The following is a 17,564-nucleotide window of genomic DNA, read 5'->3' as shown; positions in this document are numbered from 1 at the left end:
CGGTCGTGCCGGTCGTCGGTCTCACCGAGCGAAGAGGTCCTCTTCCGTCGCCCGCGGGGCCGGCGCCTGGGTGTCGCGGGCGTGGAGCACTGACGCGGGGGTGCGGTCGATCCGCAGGCTGAGCAGCTCCGGGCGGCTGTAGTGGCCGCGCGTGTCGGCCATGCGCTTGCGCCGGTCGATCAGCGCGAGGTCCAGGTCGGCGATGACCTCGCCCTCACCGGCCCTGAGTGGCTCGCCGACGATGCGGCCCTCGGGGTCGACGACGGCGGTGAAGAAACCGCCGGAGAACGCGCCGACCGGGCCGCCGGTGTCCCGGGCGAGCTGTGCCTGCTGCTCGGGGTCGAGCCAGGCGGTGGCGTTGACCACGAAGGAAGCCGATTCCAGTGCGTGCTGCCGGATGGCGACCTCCATCTGGTCGACGAACCGCTCGGCTCCGAGGGCGCCGGGGAACATGGCGGCGTGGATCTGCTCGCCATCGGCGATCAGGGCGTATCGCGCCAGTGGCTGGAAGTGCTCCCAGCAGGCGAGCTGACCGATGCGGCCGACGGCGCTGTCGATCGCGCGCAGACCGGAAGCGTCACCCTGTCCCCAGACCATCCGCTCGTGATAGGTGGGGGTGATCTTGCGGCGCCGCTGGAGCAGTGTGCCGTCCGCGTCGAACAGCAGCTGGGTGTTGTAAATGGTGCCGCCGTCGCGCTCGTTGACGCCGATCGAGACGACCATCTGGTTCTGCCGCGCGGCTTCGGCGATGGCGTTGGTCTCGGCGGAGGGGACGGTGACCGACTCCTCGAGCAGGCGCAGCTGGTCGCCCTCGATCGCGTAGGGCGGCTTCACCCAGGAGAAGTACGGGTAGTAGGGCACGACGGTCTCGGGGAAGACCGCGAAACGGACATCACGCCTGCCGAGGTCGTGGATCTTCTTCACCACTCGCTCGACGGTGCCCGCGCGGCTGTAGAGCACGGGGCTGATCTGGACAGCGGCGACTTTGACAACGGTCATGAGGGACTCCTTCTCAATGTGCGGGTCACTGCGACCGGCGATTACGAGCATATGCTCCTATTTGGTCGAGGGCAACGAGTGTCCTGCCACCGCACCTGGCGGGAGCCCCCTACTCGACCGTTTCCCCGGGGGGTGAGCGCCATGTGCTCGGCGGTCGACCCGCGCGGCGAACGGGCAGGCGGCCGCATGGCTGTGGCAGTGCGGGCCGCTACGGCCTGACACCGTCGAACGCGACGGTCAGATGGCGCGGCCCGCGCAGCACCGCGTTCCGCCGGTAGGGCGGTGGATCCTCGACGAGACGCGGGCCTTCGAGCCGACGGGCGAGCTCGGCCAGCGCGATCTGCGCCTCCAGCCGGGCCAGCGGGGCGCCGAAACAGCTGTGGATACCGCTGCCGAAGCCGAGGTGCTGGATGTCCTTCCGGTAGGGGTCGAACCGGTCGGCGTCCGGGAAGCGCTCCGGATCCCTGTTGCCCGCCGCGAGGACGAGCCAGATCCTCGAACCCTTCGCGATGGTGACCCCGCGGACCTCGATGTCCGCGATGCAGGTGCGCTGCGGTACGAGCTGCACCGGCGGCTCGTAGCGCAGGAGTTCCTCCACGATGTTGACGGCCAGTCCGGGCTCCTCGCGCAGTCGCACCAGGTGCTCGGGATGGCGCAGCAGGGTGAGCATGCCGTTGGTGATCAGATTGACGGTCGTCTCGTGGCCCGCGATCAGCAGCAGCACCGAGGTGCTGATGGCCTCCATCGTGGTCATCGGACCGTCGGTGCCGTGGCCCGTCGCCAGCTGCGACAGCATGTCCTGGCCCGGATTCCTCCTCCGCTGCTCCACCAGCCCCGCCAGATACATGCCCAGTTGCAGCCGTGCCTCCTGGGCGGTTTGCCGGCTCTCCTCGCCGTTCGGGCCCGTGTCCGGATCCAGACCGGCGACGATCGGGTCGACCCAGGCCCGGAAACGCGGCTCGTCCTCGCGCGGCACGCCGAGCAGCCGGCAGATGACCGTGACGGGGAAGGGGTAGGCGAAGCGGTCGACCAGGTCGATCTGCGCCGCGTCCCGGAAGTCGTCGATCAGTCCGGTGACGATCTCGGCCAGCTCGCCGCGCATCGAGTCGATGCGACGAGGGCTGTGCGGCGGGCCGAAGGGCCGGTTGGCGATCCGCCGCAGGCGATCGTGCTCCGGAGGGTCGAGCCGGATGAAGCTGGGCGGCAGCCCCGTCGCCTCCACCCCGCCCGTCTCGTCGGCACCGGCGGCGGCGAGGTTGGCGGCGTCGGAGCTGATCCGGGGATCGTGGAGCAGACTGAGGATGTCCCAGTACGAACTGATGAGGTAGGGGCCGCCCTCCTCGTCGTGCAGCACCGGCGTTCCGCGCAGCTTCTCGTACAGGGGATAGGGGTTGGCGCGATTGGCGTAGTCGGTGATCTGGTACAGGAGCGAGGCGTGTGTCATGAGGCGTCCTTGAGGCGTGTGGTTCCCTGGCGGCCCGCGGCGGCGCGCGCCCGATTGGGCCGATGCCCGTCCTCGGCGGGTGGTTCGTGGGCGAGTGAGCGGCCGTACGAGCGGCGGCCGTCCTGCGAGAGAAATGCGCGCCTGCGGGTGTCCCCGGGACCGATGTCCGCCCCTTCGGCGCCCGGCCCGTCGGGGCACCGCCGCGCCGTGGGCGCTTTCGGGCGGCGGTCATCTCCTCTCCCGCCAGCATCGAAGGCCCGAGGGGGCCCCGCTCGCCGGGATGTGCCGAAGAGGTGACCCGTGGCGGACGCGGGTCAGGGCGTCCCCTCGGGGCTCGGCCGGGAGCGGCCGCCGGCCACGAGGATGTGGACGCTGATGATCAGCGACCAGGCCGGGAACACCAACTCCGCCCAGGGGACGTTCGTCGCGACGAAGAGCAGCGTCAGTGCCGTGAGGAAGCCCAGCGCGGTGAGCCACCGCGGCAGCACCGCGAGACGGTGCCCGATCACGGACATGGAGCAGGTGAAGACCGCCGCCATCCGCATCGCGAACCCGACCATCAAGGTGTACGCCAAGTGGCGGCCGAAGTCCCAGGTCGGCGGGGCGGGAAGGCCCCCGGGCCGGTTAGTGGTGGCCAGCACGGCGTCGGCCGCCGCGGCCGCGGCGAACATCGTGGCGACGAAGACCAGCCCGCTGCCGAGGAAGACGGTGGCGAGGAACTTGTCCTCCGCGTCGCCGATGTGCGCCCGCATCACGCCGATGAACCAGAGGAAGAAGATGCCGGCGAACGGTACGAGCGCGAGTGCCGCCCGTACCGCGCTGCGCCGCGTGGGGTCGGGCAACCCTCCGCCGGTGGCCGCGTCGGCGCCCTGCGGGATGCCCAGCCGGATCAGCACGATGGCCGCGGCGAGCAGCAACGCGAAGACGACCCCGGCCAGGCCGGCGGCCCGCGGGGTCTCCAGTGCCTGCCGCCTCCGCGCCGTTGTCCTCATACGCGGCTCACTCCTCTCCGGGGCCCTGGCACCAGCAAGCCGCCGTCGAGGGGGCGGCGCCACCGGGGGCGGCCGAACGGCAGAGCGTAATGCCGCCCCGACCGCTGTGCGTGCGGGAGGAGCGGCGTACGCAAGGAGCAGTGTGCGGGAGGAGCGATGTGCGGGAGGGGTGACGGCCGGGTGCCGTGCGGGAGAAGCGGTGCCGGCCGGGTGCCGTCGCCGGTCCGGTGCGACCGGCGGCCCTACTCGCCCAGGCCGTCGAGCCACTTGAGGAGCAGTTGCTGCTCCTCGGCGCCCAGTGAAGGGGCCGGATTCCGACGCAGACGGGCGGCGAGCTGGGTCGCGGTCAGGGCCGTCGAACCGCCCTGCGCCTCCTTGGACGGCCGGCTGACGCAGCCGGCGAAGGTGGCGTCGCGCACCCTGGCCGAGAGGTCCGGATCGGTGTAGATGTCGGGGCGCACCAGCAGGGCGAGCGCGACGCCGATGTTGGCGGACATGATCTGCTGCGCGGCGATCTCCGGCGGCACCCGCAAGGTACCCGCCTCCGCGCACCGTTCGAGCGTCGCGGTGAGCAGCTTGAAGACGGTCCGGGGAGCGGCGGGCTGGCGCGCCAGCATGGGCGAGAACATCAGCCGGTAGATCGCCGGGTTCTCCAGAGCGAAGGCGATGTGGTCGTCCCAGCCGACGCGGAGGTCGTCGAGGGGGTCGTCGGTGGTCGCGAGCGCCTGTTTGCGCTGGACGTAGCGGTCGAAGCCGTGGTCCACGAGGGCGCTGAGCAGACCGGCCTTGTCGCCGAACAGCCGGTAGAGCACCGGTTGGCCCACTCCGACGGCCTCACACACGGCCCGTGTCGAGATGTCGTGTTCGGGCGATGCGGAGAGCTGCGTCTCGGCTGCGTGCAGCATCCGCAGACGGAGTTCTGACTGGTCGGTCATGTGATCACGCTACGGGATCGCGGGCCCGTGGGTGCAGGGGGAGGAGCCGTCGACGTCGCCGCACCAGGGGGTGCGTATCAATGATTCATCAGCGGTGTTGTCATTGATTCGATCGGCTGTTATCGTCGATTACAGATTCCGGGGAGCGGTGATTACGCCGGCCCCCGAGACCCACCGTGCTGAGGAGAAGACAACTCATGAGCGACACCACGTCCCCCCGTGTAGCGCTGGTCACCGGCGGCTCCGGTGGTATCGGTCACGCCGTCGTGGAGCGCCTGGCCAGGGACGGTTTCGCCGTCGCCGTGCATTACGCCGGCAACAAGGACAAGGCCGACGACCTCGTCGAGGCGATCACTGCAGACGGTGGCCGGGCCATCGCCGTCGGCGGCGACGTCGCCGACGAGCAGGACATGGCCGCGGCGTTCGACGCCGTCGAGGCGGCGTTCGGCGGTATCGACGTCCTGGTGAACACCGCGGGCATGATGCGGCTGGGCCCGCTCGTGGAGCTGGACCTGGACCTGCTCGACCGTATGCACCGCACCAACATCCGCGGCACCTTCGTCGTCGATCAGCTCGCGGCCCGGCGGCTGCGCTCGGGCGGGGCGATCATCAACTTCTCCACCTCGGTGACCCGCGCGCAGTTCCCGAACTACGGGGCCTACGTGGCGAGCAAGGCGGCCGTCGAGGCGATCACCCTGATCCTCGCCCGTGAGCTGCGCGGCAGGGACATCACGGTCAACGCGGTCGCGCCCGGCCCGACCGCCACCCCGCTCTTCCTCGACGGCAAGGACGAGGCGACCATCGACCACCTCGCCAAGGCGGTGCCGCTGGAGCGTCTCGGCCGCCCCGAGGACATCGCCGAGAGCGTCGCCTTCCTCGCCGGACCCGCCCGCTGGGTCAACGGCCAGGTCCTCTTCACCAACGGCGGTCTCGCCTGACGCGCGGCCCGCGTCACCGTCCCACCTCACCGGCACCACTCACACGACGAACACGAAGAGGAAGAACACTCATGAGCGAGAAGCAGGTCATCGTCATCACCGGGGCCTCCAGCGGCTTCGGCAACCTCGCCGCCCGCGCGCTCGCCCGCGCCGGCCACGTCGTCTACGCCGGCATGCGCGCCACGGCCGACCGCAACGCCCCGCGTGTCGAGGAACTCGCCGAGCTCTCCCGGGCCGAGGGCATCGATGTGCGCGGCACAGAGATGGACGTACAGGACCAGGGTTCCGTGGATGCGGCCGTGGAGCGGATCGTGGCCGAGCAGGGCCGCCTCGACGTGGTGGTCCACAACGCCGGCCACATGGTCCTCGGTCCCGCCGAGGCGTTCACCCCGGAGCAGCTGGCGCAGGTCTACGACGTCAACGTGCTCTCGACCCAGCGGGTCAACCGGGCGGCCCTGCCGGTACTGCGCAAGCAGGGCTCGGGCCTGCTGGTGTGGGTGGGGTCCTCCTCCACCCGTGGTGGCCACCCGCCGTTCCTGGCCCCGTACTTCGCGGCGAAGGCCGGCATGGACGCCCTTGCCGAGAGCTATGCGGCCGAGCTGATCAAGTTCGGTGTCGACACGGTGATCGTCGTGCCCGGCGCGTACACCAGCGGTACCAACCACTTCGCCCACTCCGGCACCCCGGCGGACACCGAGCGTGCCGCGGAGTACGACGAGCGCTACGGCGCCCTGCGGGACAGCATGGCGCAGGCACTCGCCGACATCTTCCCGGCAGGGCGCACGGCGGACGAGGTCGCCGAGGCGATCGTGGACGTGGTGGACCTGCCCGCCGGCCGACGGCCGTTCCGTGTCCATGTGGACCCGAGCAAGGACGGCAGCGAGGTCGTCTCCGTCGTGGCCGACCGCATCCGTGCCGAGTTCTACCACCGCATCGGCATCCAGGAACTGCTCACCGACGGAGCGGCCCTGTAGACACGTACGCCGCGGGAGGCTGTGGGGCGAGCCGGGGGACCGGTCTCGCCCCACGACGCTGCTACTCCCGGTGCCGACCGCCGTTCCGGCGGGCGGGGACGGCGCCCACCTGACGCTTCTGTCCTGCCTGGGCCGCCGGTTCATGAACACCGGGTTCATGTCAGGACTGCGGGCCGTGGGCACTACGGCGGCGCTCGTCGGCGTGGGCGGGGCGCCCGCCTTCGAGACCGCGGTCCGAGGAGACGGAGCGGCGGTGACCGGCCGCCGTCCGCCAACCGGGCCGTGCCCTCGGCCCCGGTGTCGAGGAAGGCGCCTCCCGCCCCCGGGAGCACCGGGCGCACCGGGACGGTCCTCGCGGCGCTCCGGTGTGCCGATACGGCGACGTAAGCTGGAGCAAGGCGATGAACGATGTCCAAGCAGCCGTTCGCGCCGGCACCGGCTCCGGAGTGCGGCCGCGGGCGGGCACGACGATGACAGACGACGCAGGTCCCGTATTCACCCGGCGTTCCACGGTGGCCAGGCTGGCTCTGCTCGAGGCCCAGGGCGACGACCTGTCGGTGCACGAGGCGATGACGCTGGCACTCCAGCAGGCGACGGCCGAGGTGGGGGCGCTGGGAGGCGTTGTCCACCTCCCGTGCGAGACGCCGGACGGTCTGTATCTCGTCGCGTCCAGCGGACTGCCGAACAAGGTCACGGACGAGTGGGCGTATCTCGCGATCGACCGGGACCTGGTGCCCGTACGGGCCATGCGCGAGGGTGTCCTGTGCTGGAGCGAGGAGGGCAGCCCCCGGATCGAGAGCCATGGCGCGGTGGCCGTTCCCGTCCCCGGTACGGCGCGACCGCTCGGAGTCCTCACACTGTTCCTGTCCGACGACCGCAAGCCGGACGCCTCGGGATGCTCGTTCCTGACGGCGGTGGCCGGCTGGTCCGCCCAGTGGCTGGGACAGCGCACGGTCGATCCGGCGCCCTGCCGAGGGGCGACCGGCCGCGAGCCGGTCACGGGTCGCGCGGTCCCGGCCGACCCCCTGGAGCCCGCAGATGCCACGAGATCCCGCGGGAGTGCCGCCCGGCAGACGGCCCGGATGGCGGAGCTGACGACGGCCCTGGCCGAGGCGTTCACGACACGGGACGTCGTCGGGGTGGTCGCCGATCACGTGCTGCCGCCCTTCGGAGCCGACGGGCTCGTCATCGAGGCGAACGAGAACGGGCGCCTGCACGTCGTCGGATCCGTCGGATACGCCGAGGAGTTCCTGGAGGATCGTCTCGAAGGCCTCCCGACCGACGCGAACGTTCTGATGACCGACGTCCTGCGCCGACGTCGTCCGGTGTTCGTCGAAAGCACCGCGGACTTCGTACGCCGTTATCCGGAACTGCGCAGGATGACCCATCCCGACAAGAACTCCTGGGCCTTCCTTCCCCTGAGCGCGTCCGGGCAGGAGTTCGGGTGCTGCGTCATATCCTTCGCCCTGCCGCGCACGTTCACCGACGAGGAGCGCACCCTCCTGACCGCGCTGAGCGGGCTGGTGGCACAGGCCCTGGAACGGGCCCGCCTGTACGACGCCGAACACAGCCGCGCGCAGTCTCTGCAGCGCGGACTGCTGCCCAGGTCACTGCCCCGGCTGCCGGCGGTGACCGCGGCCGCGTCCTACCTCCCCGCGAGCGAGGGTGCGGCAGTGGGCGGTGACTGGTACGACCTGATACCCCTCTCTGCCGACCGGGTCGCCATGGTGGTCGGCGACGTGATGGGACATGGCATAGCCGAGGCGGCCACCATGGGTCGGCTGCGTACGGCGGTGCACACTCTCGCCGACCTGGAGATGCCGCCGGACGAGATGTTCGGCCACCTGAACGACCTGGTGAAAGAGCTGGGTGACGACTCCTACGTCACCTGTCTGTACGCGGTGTACGACCCGGTGAGCCGTATCTGCACCTTCTGCCTGGCGGGCCATCCTCCGCCCGTCGTCGTCCATCCCGACGGCACGCTGCACCGGCCGGTACTGGTCGCCAATCCGCCTCTCGGAGCGGCCGAGCCGCCCTTCGACACCCAGGAGCTGCTTCTGCCGGAGCAGTGCGTTCTCGTCTTCTACACGGACGGACTGCTGCGGTCCGTCGACCGCGACGCGGACGAAGGTGTCGCACTGCTGGTGAGCGCGGTGGCCGACGCCCTGGAGGAGACCTCGTACTTCTCCCGGGCATGTGACGGCGACGGCGGAGCGTGCCTGGGCCGGCTGTGCGACCTCATCACGACGCAACTGACGCAGGACCGGCCGCGGGCCGTCGACGACGCGGCACTGTTCCTCACCCACACCCGGGTGACCGCGCCCGACGACGTCGCGTCGTGGGCGCTGACCGAGAGCCCCACGGCGGCGTCGGAGTCACGCGAGCTCGTGCGACGGCAACTGGCCCGCTGGAGGCTCAACGACCTGGAACCCACCACGGAGATCGTCGTGAGTGAGCTGGTCGGAAACGCGATACGGCACGCGAAGGGACCGCTGCGCCTGCGTCTGCTGCGCAGCGGATCGCTCATCTGCGAGGTGTACGACGGCAGCCTCACGACCCCGCGCATCCGGCGGGCCACGCAGATGGACGAGGGCGGACGGGGACTGCATCTGGTGTCCGCGCTCTCCCGGCGCTGGGGCACCCGGTATCTGGACGACGGCAAGTGCATCTGGGCCGAGCAGGAACTGACACCGGACAGCGCTCACCGGATCTGAGCCGTGCCGCCCGGCACGGCTCCGTCCCGCTCCCCTACGCGCCGCGTTCCGGCTGAACCCCAGCTTCGGGTGCCGCAGCCGGTTCGGGCCTGTCAGCGGTGGTGTAGAAGACGGATGTGCCCTGCTTGCCGCGCTGGGCCTGGTTCTTCGCCACGAGTCCCTCGAGCGTGGTGCGTACGACCGTCGTCCTGATGTCGCGCTCGGGGTGTGCCTGGCCGAGTGCGCCGGCCACTTCGGCCGCGGAACGCGGTTCGTCCAGTGCGGACAGATGGCCGCGGACGAGTTCGACGAGCGTGGGCTGCGCCGCCTTCGTGGCCGGGGCCTTGCCGGCGGGCTTCTTCCCGCCCCGCTTCCCGGCCGGCGCCCGGCCGGAGGCGGCGTCGGCCGTCTTGGCGCGCGTACGCTTCCCGGCGCTCGGCTCGGCGGACTCCTTCTCACGCGGCGCGGGCACCGCGGCGCCGATCCCGGTGGCCGTGGGCCCCTCCGGTGCGGGGGAGACGCCGAGCGCCTGCTGCATGTTCACCAGCATCGCGTGGTCGTGCCTGAGCGCGGCCAGCAACTGCTGCAGTGCTTGGATCTCGCCGTTGACGCGGTCCTGTTCCTTGACGTTGTGCTCGAGGTCACCGGTCACCTGGGCGGTGTACTGCGCTGTCAGTTCCGTGCGGGTGGTGGTGCTCTCCGACATGGTGTCGACCCTCTCCTCGGTTCACCGGCCGGGACGGAGGACTGTCGGGCGTCGAGCGGAACACGCCCGCGCTTCCGGCCTCGTGTTCAGGTGGCGGCAACGTAACTGCCGTGCAATGTCTCGGTGTACAGATACTACGTACGAGTGCAGCCGAATTGTTCCGCTCTGGTGATGATTTCGCCCTCCGCGGGAGCCGAGGTGACTACGGCGAAGCGCACGGTGCGCTCCGGAGAAAGACCTCAACGCGGCCTTTCGAGAACCTGTTTCGCGGACCCGCATGCGTGAGGTCCGGTGGCTGCTCCACCCGTGCCCGCTCGCCCGGAAGACGTGACCTCGCCTCACCGGGCACGCCGTGTGGTGGTGTCGCAGCGTATGGCCCAGGTGCGTGACGGCGACTCAGGAGCGGCCAGGGCCTACGACTTCGGGGGAAATTGAGTTTCGGGCGTGCCAGCCTGGCGGCTCGTGCACAGTCAGGCGGTGTCGCGGACGGTCCATCCGGGACGATCACCGTGTCCGCCGAGTCCGTAAAGCGGTGGACAGCCTTGCGGTGCTGGGCGAGCATCTCCGCGATGACTAGCGAACTTCTCCCCAAACGCGTCCGCTTCGTCGAGCTCAGCGCAAGGGCGCTCCGGGCGCTTGCCGAGGGTGACCTCGCTGGCGGCAGCGCCGAGGCCGGGGTCGCCCTTGACGAGTACTTCGTCTCCGACCGGGCCCGCGGGATCTTCGGCTATCGCGCTGGCCAGCTCGCCGAGGACCCCTCTGTCGCGCCCTGGATCGTGCGGGCCGCGGTGTCCGAGCCGGACGGGGCCGTTGTCGGCGACGCCGGGTTCCATGGGCCGCCGGACGAGGCCGGCATGGTCGAGGTCGGCTACACCGTCGTGCCCGGGTACCGCCGCCAGGGCTATGCCCGCGCCATGCTGGCAGCGCTGCTCGTCAGGGCCGCCGCCGAACCCGGTGTCAGGACCGTGCGCGCCAGGATCGGATCCGGCAACGACGCCTCCTTGGCCACCATCGCGGGCTTCGGTTTCACGTGCGTTGGCGAGCAGGGGAACGAGCGCGACGGGCTCGAGCTCGTCTTCGAGATCCCGGCTGACGCGATCCAGGCCGGGTAGCTGTACGGCCGCGGCGGAATCGTGAGCGTCCTTGTCGGGCCGTGACATGAGAAGGGCCGCACAGGTTGGGTGAGTTGTGAAGCTGACCTGGGCCCGCGCGGCCTGTTCCCATCCTGCCCTGTCCGGCGTCTCACGCGCACATTTCGGCGAGTTGTTCGCCGAGCTCGCCAGTGCGTGGGAGGCCGCGCGGCAGTCCGTGCTCCGCGAGGCCCGGGGCGTCGGAGGGCGGAGGGCGGTGGCCGAAAGCCCAAGCTGGTCTTCCTCGATCGGCTGCTGGTCACCCTGGTCCATCTGCGCCATCAGTTGCCGCACATGGTGCTCGCCGAGCTCTTCGAGGTGGATCGCTCCACCGTCTCCGCGGCCATCCGCCAGGTCCGCCCGCTGCTGGCGGCCCGTGGTTTCGCAGTGCCGGACCGGCCCGGCCTGCGGCTGAAAACGCTGGGGGACGTCTTCGCCCATGCCGAGGCGGAGGGTGTTGAGCTGCGGCTCGACGGGGCCGAGACCCAGGTCCGCCGCCCACAGGCCGACCGCCCCGGGCGCCGGGCCTTCGTCTCCGGCAAACGTAAGCAGAACACCATCAAGACCACCACGTTCAGCGACGGCCAGGGCCGCCTGCTGCTGTCCGGCGTGGTCCACCCGGGCCGGATGCACGACCAGACCGCCGTGCGCACCGAGGGCATCGCCGAGCAGTTCCGCATCCGTCTCGGCGTGAAGGCGAAGGTCGACTCCGGCTACCTCGGGCTGGCCAAAGAATTCCCCGGCCAGGTCGGCGCCCCACCGAACAAGCCCAAGGACGAGGCGTGCGACGGTGACACGCACGCCTGGCGCGAGACACGGCGGCGGCAGTCCTCGGCGAGGATCTGCGTGGAGCACACCGACGCCGAGCTCCGCCAGTGGGCACCCCTGCGCCGATTCACCGGACGCCGCGATACCTACGCCGAGACCCATCTCGCGATCGCCTCGCTCGTCTCCGGCCGATCCGCGCAGCGGGCAACCCGCCGCCGGACGAGCACCGAACTCGTCCTCGTCCGCGACACCGCCCGCTGATCACCCACCAGCCGAGCCTCCAGGCGAGCACGCCCGAAGCTCAATTTCCCCCGAGACCGTTACTGGTGACGGCGCGTCACAGCATTGATTACTCCAAACGTATTCTTTCTCATACATCCGCATATCCGACATGACTGAAATATGCATGCTCGGTACCTTCGTTTGCGCATGGGCTCACAGTCGAGGTGTCTGAGACAGGAGAAGTGACATGGCAACGCATTCCACTGCTGTGACAGCCGCTGTCGCGGCCGGCGCGGCCCTGATGGCCACGGTGATCACGTACGCCTCCGTCGCTTCCGTGCCGCTGGCGGCTGCGGCGGCCCAGCGGGCAGCCGTCGCCTCGGCCGCGGCTCCGGAGAGCGACGACAAGGGAGACAACGGTTACGGCGACAACCGTCACGGCGACGGCGACGGCCGTGACAACGGCGACACCGACCACGGCAGGAGCCTCGACGGCTGGGACTTCTACGGCGGTGACCCCGAGGCGGTCCATGTCAACGAGCGTGATTACGCCGCAGTCCCCTACGGCTGCATCACGGTGGTCAGCGGCCTCGGGTCCAAGACGCTGAACGTCCGCAACGACAGCAAGGAGACCGTCGAGGTGTTCAGCGGCGCCACCTGCGGCGACGGCGCTCCGATCGCCACGGTCGGCCCGTTCAGCTCGACCAACGGGCTCTTCCCCCGCCATGTCAGGGGCGGTGTGGAGGTCGAGGACGGTGTGGTGGGCAGCTTCCGAGTGGTCCGTGAGCGCGTCCTCGTCGAGCGCGAGGATCACTACTACAGCGACTACGACTACGACGAGGGCGGCAGGTGATCAGGTCGTGCGAGTGACGTGGGAGAACGGGATCTCATGACAGGCGCGCCGGGGGTCAGTGGTGGCGGCCCGGGCCGTGCGGCGGGGGAGGCGGCGGCAGTTCGGTCGGTGGGGCCTCCTCCGGCCACACCAGCAGGACGGGGCAGGGGGCGTGGTCGACCACGAACCGGGTCATGGGGCCCAGACTGTGCGGTCCGAGCCGGGAGCGGTCGCCGTCACGTGCGCAGACCAGCAGGTCGGCTCCGGTGGCCGCCTCCACCACCCTCCGTTCCGTGCGCCCGCGGACGAGGACTTGGCGGGCGGGACCGCCCAGGTGCCGTTCGGCGGTGTCGAGGAGTTCCTGTGCGGCGGCCTCGGACAGCACCTCGATGCGATGTCCCGGGTCGCGTTCGGGATGACCGCGGCCGAGCAGCCCGGCGAACGCGCCGTGGGCCGTCTCGGGGACCGTGTCCTCGCAAACGTACAGCAGCACGATCTCCTCGTCCGGCGTGGCGCGGGTGACCGCGGCGTCCACGCAGGCGGGCCAGGTGCCTTCGGTGATCCAGACGATGACGCTCATGGGCTCTCCGGCTTTCCGCGTTGGTCGCTGCCGATCGTCTGCAGCATCCCCCACCGCGCCCGGTCGGAAGCAAGGAGCGCGGCCGATGCGAGGGCGGCGGATCCTCCGCGTCGCTGCCGCTGACCGGTGCGCCCGCCCGGTCGACGGTCCTGCGGTGCGCCCGGCACCCCTGTGTCTTGTCCGGTCCGGATTTCGAACCGTACGATTGTGCGTTTCATGGACGCCGGGGGGATTTCTTGCGTCGACAAGGGGTGGAGTGGGACCACGGTCCGGCCGGTTACCGGCGTGGGGCCGCGGGCACAGTCGACGACGGATCACCGGCCGCCGCGAGCGATGCCGGGCCCGGTCGGCCGGTCGCCGCACGGGTCCGGGTCGCACGCTTTGTCGTGCGCACCCTGCGCGGCGAGTGGCACGGCATCGTCGTCGACCCGGTGCGCCGGTTGCTGCGGCGTGGATTGTCCGGTCTGTCGCTCGCCTTCGTCGCCGGCTTCGGCGTGATCCTCTTCCATGCGATCGCCCAACGGCCCACGGGTGCGACGGCGGTGCGGATCCTGGGCGGCGTCACGGCCGACCTGCCGTTGTGGCTGGCGCTGCTGCGTACACCGGTGTCGCTGTACGTGCCGGCCCTCGACCTACCGGTGTGGGCGGGCATCACCCAGCTGTTCCTCGCCTTCGCCCTGGCCGAACTGGTCCTGGGCCGGGCTCGCACGCTGCTGGTCTCCTATGCGACCACGCTCGCCGGAACGCTGACGGTGCGCGTGATGATCGCGCTCGGGCCGGGCTGGTGCGGCTTCGGTCTGCCGCCCCGAATCGGCCAGGTGCTCGACACGGGACCGTCCGCCGCGGTCGTGGGCCTGTTCACGTACCTCGCCGTCGTCCGGCGGGCCCCCGTCGTGTTCACGCTGACCGGCGGTTCGATGGTGTGGGAGTCGATCGCCGAGCCCAACCTGGCCGGCCGGGAACACCTGATCGCCGTGTCGGCCGCGATCGTCCTGGGCCTGTTCCACGGACGCGCTAGCAAGGTACGGCAGTTGGGGACAGCACTGCTGTCCGGTGCGGTCCCGCTCCCGAGACATCCGATCGGGATGACGCTGCCCGTGCCGGTTTCGTCGGGGCGCACCGACCCGTCCGCGCCTGGCGTCGGCCGAGTGCCCCTGCACGAGCCACCGGTCGACGACTGCCGCGAGCCGTGCTGAGGACCGGACGGTGGGCAGGCTGCCGAGCCGGTTTCACCTGAGCGAGTTGACCTCCTTGAGATAGGCCCGGCACAGTGCGGCGCCGACGGGGCAGCGCCTCGGCCCGCACTGCCCGCAGCACGACACATGGGCCACGTACGCGCGATAGGTCTTGAGTTCGGCGGCCGTTCGGGTCTTCCGCACGTCGCATCGCTCCCTGGAGCCCTGCGGCGCCACCCCGGAACAGGAGCCGGGGCGCACCGAGTTCATCGCCGACATGTGCCACGTCCCTTCCGACCGGTTCATCTCGTCCTGCCGCTGCTCGCTACGGCTTGATGCCGACTCCGACCCACAGGCTGACCTGGGCGTCCGTGGGCGGCTCGTCCGTGGCGGTGTGCCCCTGTCCGGCTTCGGGGCGCCAGCGGTGCCCGACGACGATGCCCGGGTCGAGCAGTTCGAGTCCGTCGAAGAAGCGGGCGACGTCCTTCTGGGCCCGGAACTGCACCGGTGTCCCCGCCCCCGTGTAGATGGCGGTGACCTTCTCCCAGGTCTGCGGATCGAAGTCGGGCGTGCAGTGGCTCAGCGCCAGGGCACTTCCGGAGGGCAGGACGTCCAGCAGACGGCCCACGATCCCGTACGGGTCCCGCGCGTCGGTGATGAAGTGCATCAGCGCGTTCAGCGACAGGGCCACCGGACGGTTCAGGTCGAGCACCTCGGCCAACTCGGGTGCGGTCAGCAGGGTCTCGGGGTCGTTGGCGTCCGCCTCGATGTAGGTCGTGCGGCCCTGCGGGGTGCTCCGCATCAGGCGCTCGGCGTACTTGAGGACGAGCGGGTCGTTGTCCGCGTAGACCACCCGGGCGTCGGGAACCACCGACTGGGCGACCTGGTGCAGGTTCGGCTCGGTGGGGATGCCCGTGCCGATGTCCAGCCACTGCCGGATGCCGTGCTCCCGGGCCAGGACACGCGTGGCGCGGTGCATGAAGGCCCGGTTCTCCCGGGCGCAGACGAAGATGCCCGGGTAGGCGGTCGCGACCGTCTCGGCGGCCTGCTTGTCGACCTCGAAGTGGTCCTTGCCGCCGAGGTAGTAGTCGTACATGCGGGCCGAGTGCGGCCTGCTGGTGTCGATGCCCCGCGCGGCGTGCGAGTTGGTCATCATCTCCCTTTCGGTGGTGTGTCGGGCGTGCGGGCGGGTCGAGGCCGGGGCCGGCCGGGATCCTCGCCGCTCATCGGGTGCTTCAACCGGTCGCCAAGTGGTCGGCCAGGCCCTTCTTGACCCCCGCGACGAACGCGGCGATCTCCTGCGGTGTGTAGATCAGCGCGGGGCCGGCCGGATCGGTGGACTGCCGCACCGCGACACGACCGTCAGCCAGTTGCTTCGCTTCCACGCACTGGCCCCCGTTGGGGCCGCTCCACGGGCACTCCCAGCCCTGCTCGCCGAGGTCCGACGCGGGCATACCGTTGTAGACAAGGCTGTCGAAGGTGCTCATGAGTACTCCTTGCGCATGCGGTTCAAGAGCGCCTTGCTGTCCGCGGACGAGGTCAGCAGGGACATCCGGTTGTGCGCCTCCAGATGCGCCACGACGTCCGAGCGCTGGTCCAGGTACACGGAGGCGGAGAGGATCTCGCTGTAGACGATGTCGGGGAGTTCCGGCTCCTCGAACCGGAAATAGGTGAACGGCGCGCACGCGCCCACGTGGGCACCCGCGGTGAACGGGACGACGTCGAGGCTGATGTGGTCGAGCTCCGAGACCTCGAGGAGCCGGTCGATCTGCTCGCGCATCACCTCGGCCCCGCCCACCACCCGATGGAGCACGGCCTCCTCCATCACCACCCAGAGGGTCGGCGCGTCCGAGCCCTCGAGCAGCCTCTGGCGGGTCAGGCGCAGATCCACGCGCCGCTGGAGGTCCTCCTCGTTCTCGTTCGGAAAACCCCCGCGCAGAACGGCGCGTGCGTACCCGTGCGTCTGGAGCAGCCCCGTGACGTAGTGGGGCTCATAGGTGCGCAGGGTCTTCGCGCCGGACTCCAGGCTCACATAAGCGGTGAACCAGTTGGGCAGTACATCGCGGTACGCGTGCCACCAGCCGGGCTCATTGGCCTGTTCGGCGAGGGCGACGAACTCGTCGATCTCCTGCTGATCGGCCCCGTAGGTCTCCAGCAGCTTTTCCACATACAGCGGCTTGAGACCGACCTCCGCCTTCTCCAGACGGCGGATGGTCAGCGACTTCACACGCAAGGCCTTGGCGGCATCCTCCAGCGACACCCCCGCGCCCTGCCGCCGGTCCTGCAGCCGCCGGCCGAGGATCATGCGCAGAACGGTGGGTGCACTGGTGCCGGAACCCGAACGAGCCTCGCTCACGCCCTACCTCCTGAGGGACTGTCACCAGTACGAGTCTGACAGCGACTTGATGAAGCCGCCAGGCCCATACCGTCATCCTGAAATTATCAGGGATGCGGTTGCAGCGTGAACTCGCCTGCGAGCATGATTACTTGTGTGAGCCCTCTCGTTGGTGCGAGCCCGACCACTTCGTCAACGTCCCCTTCATCCAAGGGGGTTGGCGCGCATCCGCATTCGAGTTGCAGCCCGCAGGACAACCTCCTCGGGACCGGCCCGTCGCTCACCCTCCCCGTCTGCCGCCCCGTATGGAAGGCGCCCGCCGTGTCCCCCCACACGCCTGCCTCGCCCCAGCTCTTAGAGACGGCCGGTCCTCACCGGGCGCACTGGCTGGAGCTCCCCCCGCACCGGTCCAGCGTCCGGGTCGCCCGGCACTCCGTGGAGGCATGGCTGGCCTCGCGGCGACTGCCCGCCGAAATCGTCGGAGACGCCGTTCTGCTCGTGTCCGAACTGGTCACGAACGCGGTCATCCACACGCTCAGCACCCGCATCCTGTGCGGGGCCCAGCTGGTCTCGGACACAAGGCTGCGCCTGGAGGTCCACGACGAAGACCTCACCGGCCGTGACCTGCCGCGGCGCCAGCCGGGCAGTGACGACGAGTGCGGCCGGGGTCTGCTGCTCGTGCAGGAGATGGCGGAGTCCTGGGGGGCGGATCGTTCGGCGCTCACCATGGGGAACGCCGTGTGGGCGACCCTGGCGTTCCCCGGCGAGCGCCAGGTGGTTGCTCCGCTCCCCTCGCGGCCTTGAATGCCGGGCGCAGCGGATGCGCCCAGGCGTCGAGCAA

Annotated in this window: 18 protein-coding genes; 8 read left to right on the top strand and 10 right to left on the bottom strand. The window is 70.4% G+C overall.

Going from position 1 to position 17,564, the window contains the following annotated elements; translation table 11 throughout:
• Nucleotides 1–21: 21 nt before the first annotated feature.
• The 4 genes from RCR19_RS03010 to RCR19_RS02995 form a co-directional block, all read right to left on the bottom strand.
• Nucleotides 22–999: a nitrilase-related carbon-nitrogen hydrolase gene (locus RCR19_RS03010; protein ID WP_331263620.1), complete on the bottom strand. Its 978-nt coding sequence runs from the start codon at nucleotides 997–999 to the stop codon at nucleotides 22–24.
• A gap of 208 nt (nucleotides 1,000–1,207) precedes the next feature.
• On the bottom strand, nucleotides 1,208–2,443 hold the full coding sequence (locus RCR19_RS03005; protein WP_331263619.1) for a cytochrome P450: 1,236 nt from the start codon (nucleotides 2,441–2,443) through the stop codon (nucleotides 1,208–1,210).
• A gap of 314 nt (nucleotides 2,444–2,757) precedes the next feature.
• Nucleotides 2,758–3,435: a hypothetical protein gene (locus RCR19_RS03000; RefSeq protein ID WP_331263618.1), complete on the bottom strand. Its 678-nt coding sequence runs from the start codon at nucleotides 3,433–3,435 to the stop codon at nucleotides 2,758–2,760.
• 242 nt (nucleotides 3,436–3,677) lie between these two features.
• The gene (locus tag RCR19_RS02995; protein ID WP_331263617.1) at nucleotides 3,678–4,370 is read right to left on the bottom strand and encodes a TetR/AcrR family transcriptional regulator; all 693 of its coding nucleotides are present in this window, start codon (nucleotides 4,368–4,370) and stop codon (nucleotides 3,678–3,680) included.
• Between the two features lie 197 nt (nucleotides 4,371–4,567).
• On the opposite strand from RCR19_RS02995, the gene RCR19_RS02990 reads away from it, so the two are divergent.
• The 3 genes from RCR19_RS02990 to RCR19_RS02980 all read left to right on the top strand — a co-directional run bounded on the left by RCR19_RS02990 (nucleotide 4,568) and on the right by RCR19_RS02980 (nucleotide 8,996).
• Complete coding sequence (locus RCR19_RS02990; RefSeq protein ID WP_331263616.1) at nucleotides 4,568–5,308, top strand: SDR family oxidoreductase; 741 nt, start codon at nucleotides 4,568–4,570, stop codon at nucleotides 5,306–5,308.
• A gap of 71 nt (nucleotides 5,309–5,379) precedes the next feature.
• Nucleotides 5,380–6,282 carry an SDR family oxidoreductase gene (locus tag RCR19_RS02985; protein WP_331263615.1) on the top strand — a complete coding sequence of 301 codons (903 nt, stop codon included), beginning with the start codon at nucleotides 5,380–5,382 and terminating at the stop codon, nucleotides 6,280–6,282.
• A gap of 401 nt (nucleotides 6,283–6,683) precedes the next feature.
• Nucleotides 6,684–8,996 carry a SpoIIE family protein phosphatase gene (locus RCR19_RS02980; RefSeq protein WP_331263614.1) on the top strand — a complete coding sequence of 771 codons (2,313 nt, stop codon included), beginning with the start codon at nucleotides 6,684–6,686 and terminating at the stop codon, nucleotides 8,994–8,996.
• A 34-nt stretch (nucleotides 8,997–9,030) separates the two neighbouring features.
• On the opposite strand, the gene RCR19_RS02975 is transcribed toward RCR19_RS02980, so the two are convergent.
• Nucleotides 9,031–9,681: a hypothetical protein gene (locus RCR19_RS02975; RefSeq protein ID WP_331263613.1), complete on the bottom strand. Its 651-nt coding sequence runs from the start codon at nucleotides 9,679–9,681 to the stop codon at nucleotides 9,031–9,033.
• A 569-nt stretch (nucleotides 9,682–10,250) separates the two neighbouring features.
• Here RCR19_RS02975 and RCR19_RS02970 point away from each other — a divergent pair.
• The 3 genes from RCR19_RS02970 to RCR19_RS02960 all read left to right on the top strand — a co-directional run bounded on the left by RCR19_RS02970 (nucleotide 10,251) and on the right by RCR19_RS02960 (nucleotide 12,654).
• On the top strand, nucleotides 10,251–10,793 hold the full coding sequence (locus RCR19_RS02970; RefSeq protein WP_331263612.1) for a GNAT family N-acetyltransferase: 543 nt from the start codon (nucleotides 10,251–10,253) through the stop codon (nucleotides 10,791–10,793).
• Nucleotides 10,794–10,967: 174 nt separating this feature from the next.
• Nucleotides 10,968–11,840: a transposase family protein gene (locus tag RCR19_RS02965; protein WP_331263611.1), complete on the top strand. Its 873-nt coding sequence runs from the start codon at nucleotides 10,968–10,970 to the stop codon at nucleotides 11,838–11,840.
• Between the two features lie 208 nt (nucleotides 11,841–12,048).
• Nucleotides 12,049–12,654: a hypothetical protein gene (locus RCR19_RS02960; protein WP_331263610.1), complete on the top strand. Its 606-nt coding sequence runs from the start codon at nucleotides 12,049–12,051 to the stop codon at nucleotides 12,652–12,654.
• Between the two features lie 55 nt (nucleotides 12,655–12,709).
• Here the strand turns inward: RCR19_RS02960 and RCR19_RS02955 are convergent, their stop codons facing one another.
• Nucleotides 12,710–13,213, bottom strand: a complete 504-nt coding sequence (locus tag RCR19_RS02955) for a universal stress protein (RefSeq protein ID WP_331263609.1) — start codon at nucleotides 13,211–13,213, stop codon at nucleotides 12,710–12,712.
• Nucleotides 13,214–13,599: 386 nt separating this feature from the next.
• On the opposite strand from RCR19_RS02955, the gene RCR19_RS02950 reads away from it, so the two are divergent.
• Nucleotides 13,600–14,409, top strand: coding sequence for a hypothetical protein (locus RCR19_RS02950; RefSeq protein WP_331263608.1), 810 nt, complete (start codon nucleotides 13,600–13,602; stop codon nucleotides 14,407–14,409).
• A 33-nt stretch (nucleotides 14,410–14,442) separates the two neighbouring features.
• On the opposite strand, the gene RCR19_RS02945 is transcribed toward RCR19_RS02950, so the two are convergent.
• From RCR19_RS02945 to RCR19_RS02930, 4 genes are all read right to left on the bottom strand, one after another.
• Nucleotides 14,443–14,592, bottom strand: a complete 150-nt coding sequence (locus tag RCR19_RS02945; protein WP_159044925.1) for a hypothetical protein — start codon at nucleotides 14,590–14,592, stop codon at nucleotides 14,443–14,445.
• 121 nt (nucleotides 14,593–14,713) lie between these two features.
• The gene (locus RCR19_RS02940; RefSeq protein WP_331269325.1) at nucleotides 14,714–15,541 is read right to left on the bottom strand and encodes an SAM-dependent methyltransferase; all 828 of its coding nucleotides are present in this window, start codon (nucleotides 15,539–15,541) and stop codon (nucleotides 14,714–14,716) included.
• An 82-nt stretch (nucleotides 15,542–15,623) separates the two neighbouring features.
• On the bottom strand, nucleotides 15,624–15,875 hold the full coding sequence (locus tag RCR19_RS02935; RefSeq protein WP_331263607.1) for a DUF397 domain-containing protein: 252 nt from the start codon (nucleotides 15,873–15,875) through the stop codon (nucleotides 15,624–15,626).
• Nucleotides 15,872–16,744, bottom strand: a complete 873-nt coding sequence (locus tag RCR19_RS02930) for a helix-turn-helix transcriptional regulator (protein WP_059128105.1) — start codon at nucleotides 16,742–16,744, stop codon at nucleotides 15,872–15,874. Before RCR19_RS02930 ends, RCR19_RS02935 begins: the two co-directional genes overlap by 4 nt.
• Before the next feature lie 414 nt (nucleotides 16,745–17,158).
• Between RCR19_RS02930 and RCR19_RS02925 the strand changes: the two genes are divergently transcribed.
• Nucleotides 17,159–17,527: an ATP-binding protein gene (locus tag RCR19_RS02925; RefSeq protein ID WP_331263606.1), complete on the top strand. Its 369-nt coding sequence runs from the start codon at nucleotides 17,159–17,161 to the stop codon at nucleotides 17,525–17,527.
• The last annotated feature ends 37 nt before the right edge of the window (nucleotides 17,528–17,564 follow it).

The organism is Streptomyces sp. WAC07094, from assembly GCF_036320405.1.
Classification (GTDB): Bacteria; Actinomycetota; Actinomycetes; order Streptomycetales; family Streptomycetaceae; genus Streptomyces; species Streptomyces lannensis.
The sequence above is the reverse complement of the archived record's forward strand: the minus strand, read 5'-3'. Positions and strand labels throughout refer to the sequence as shown.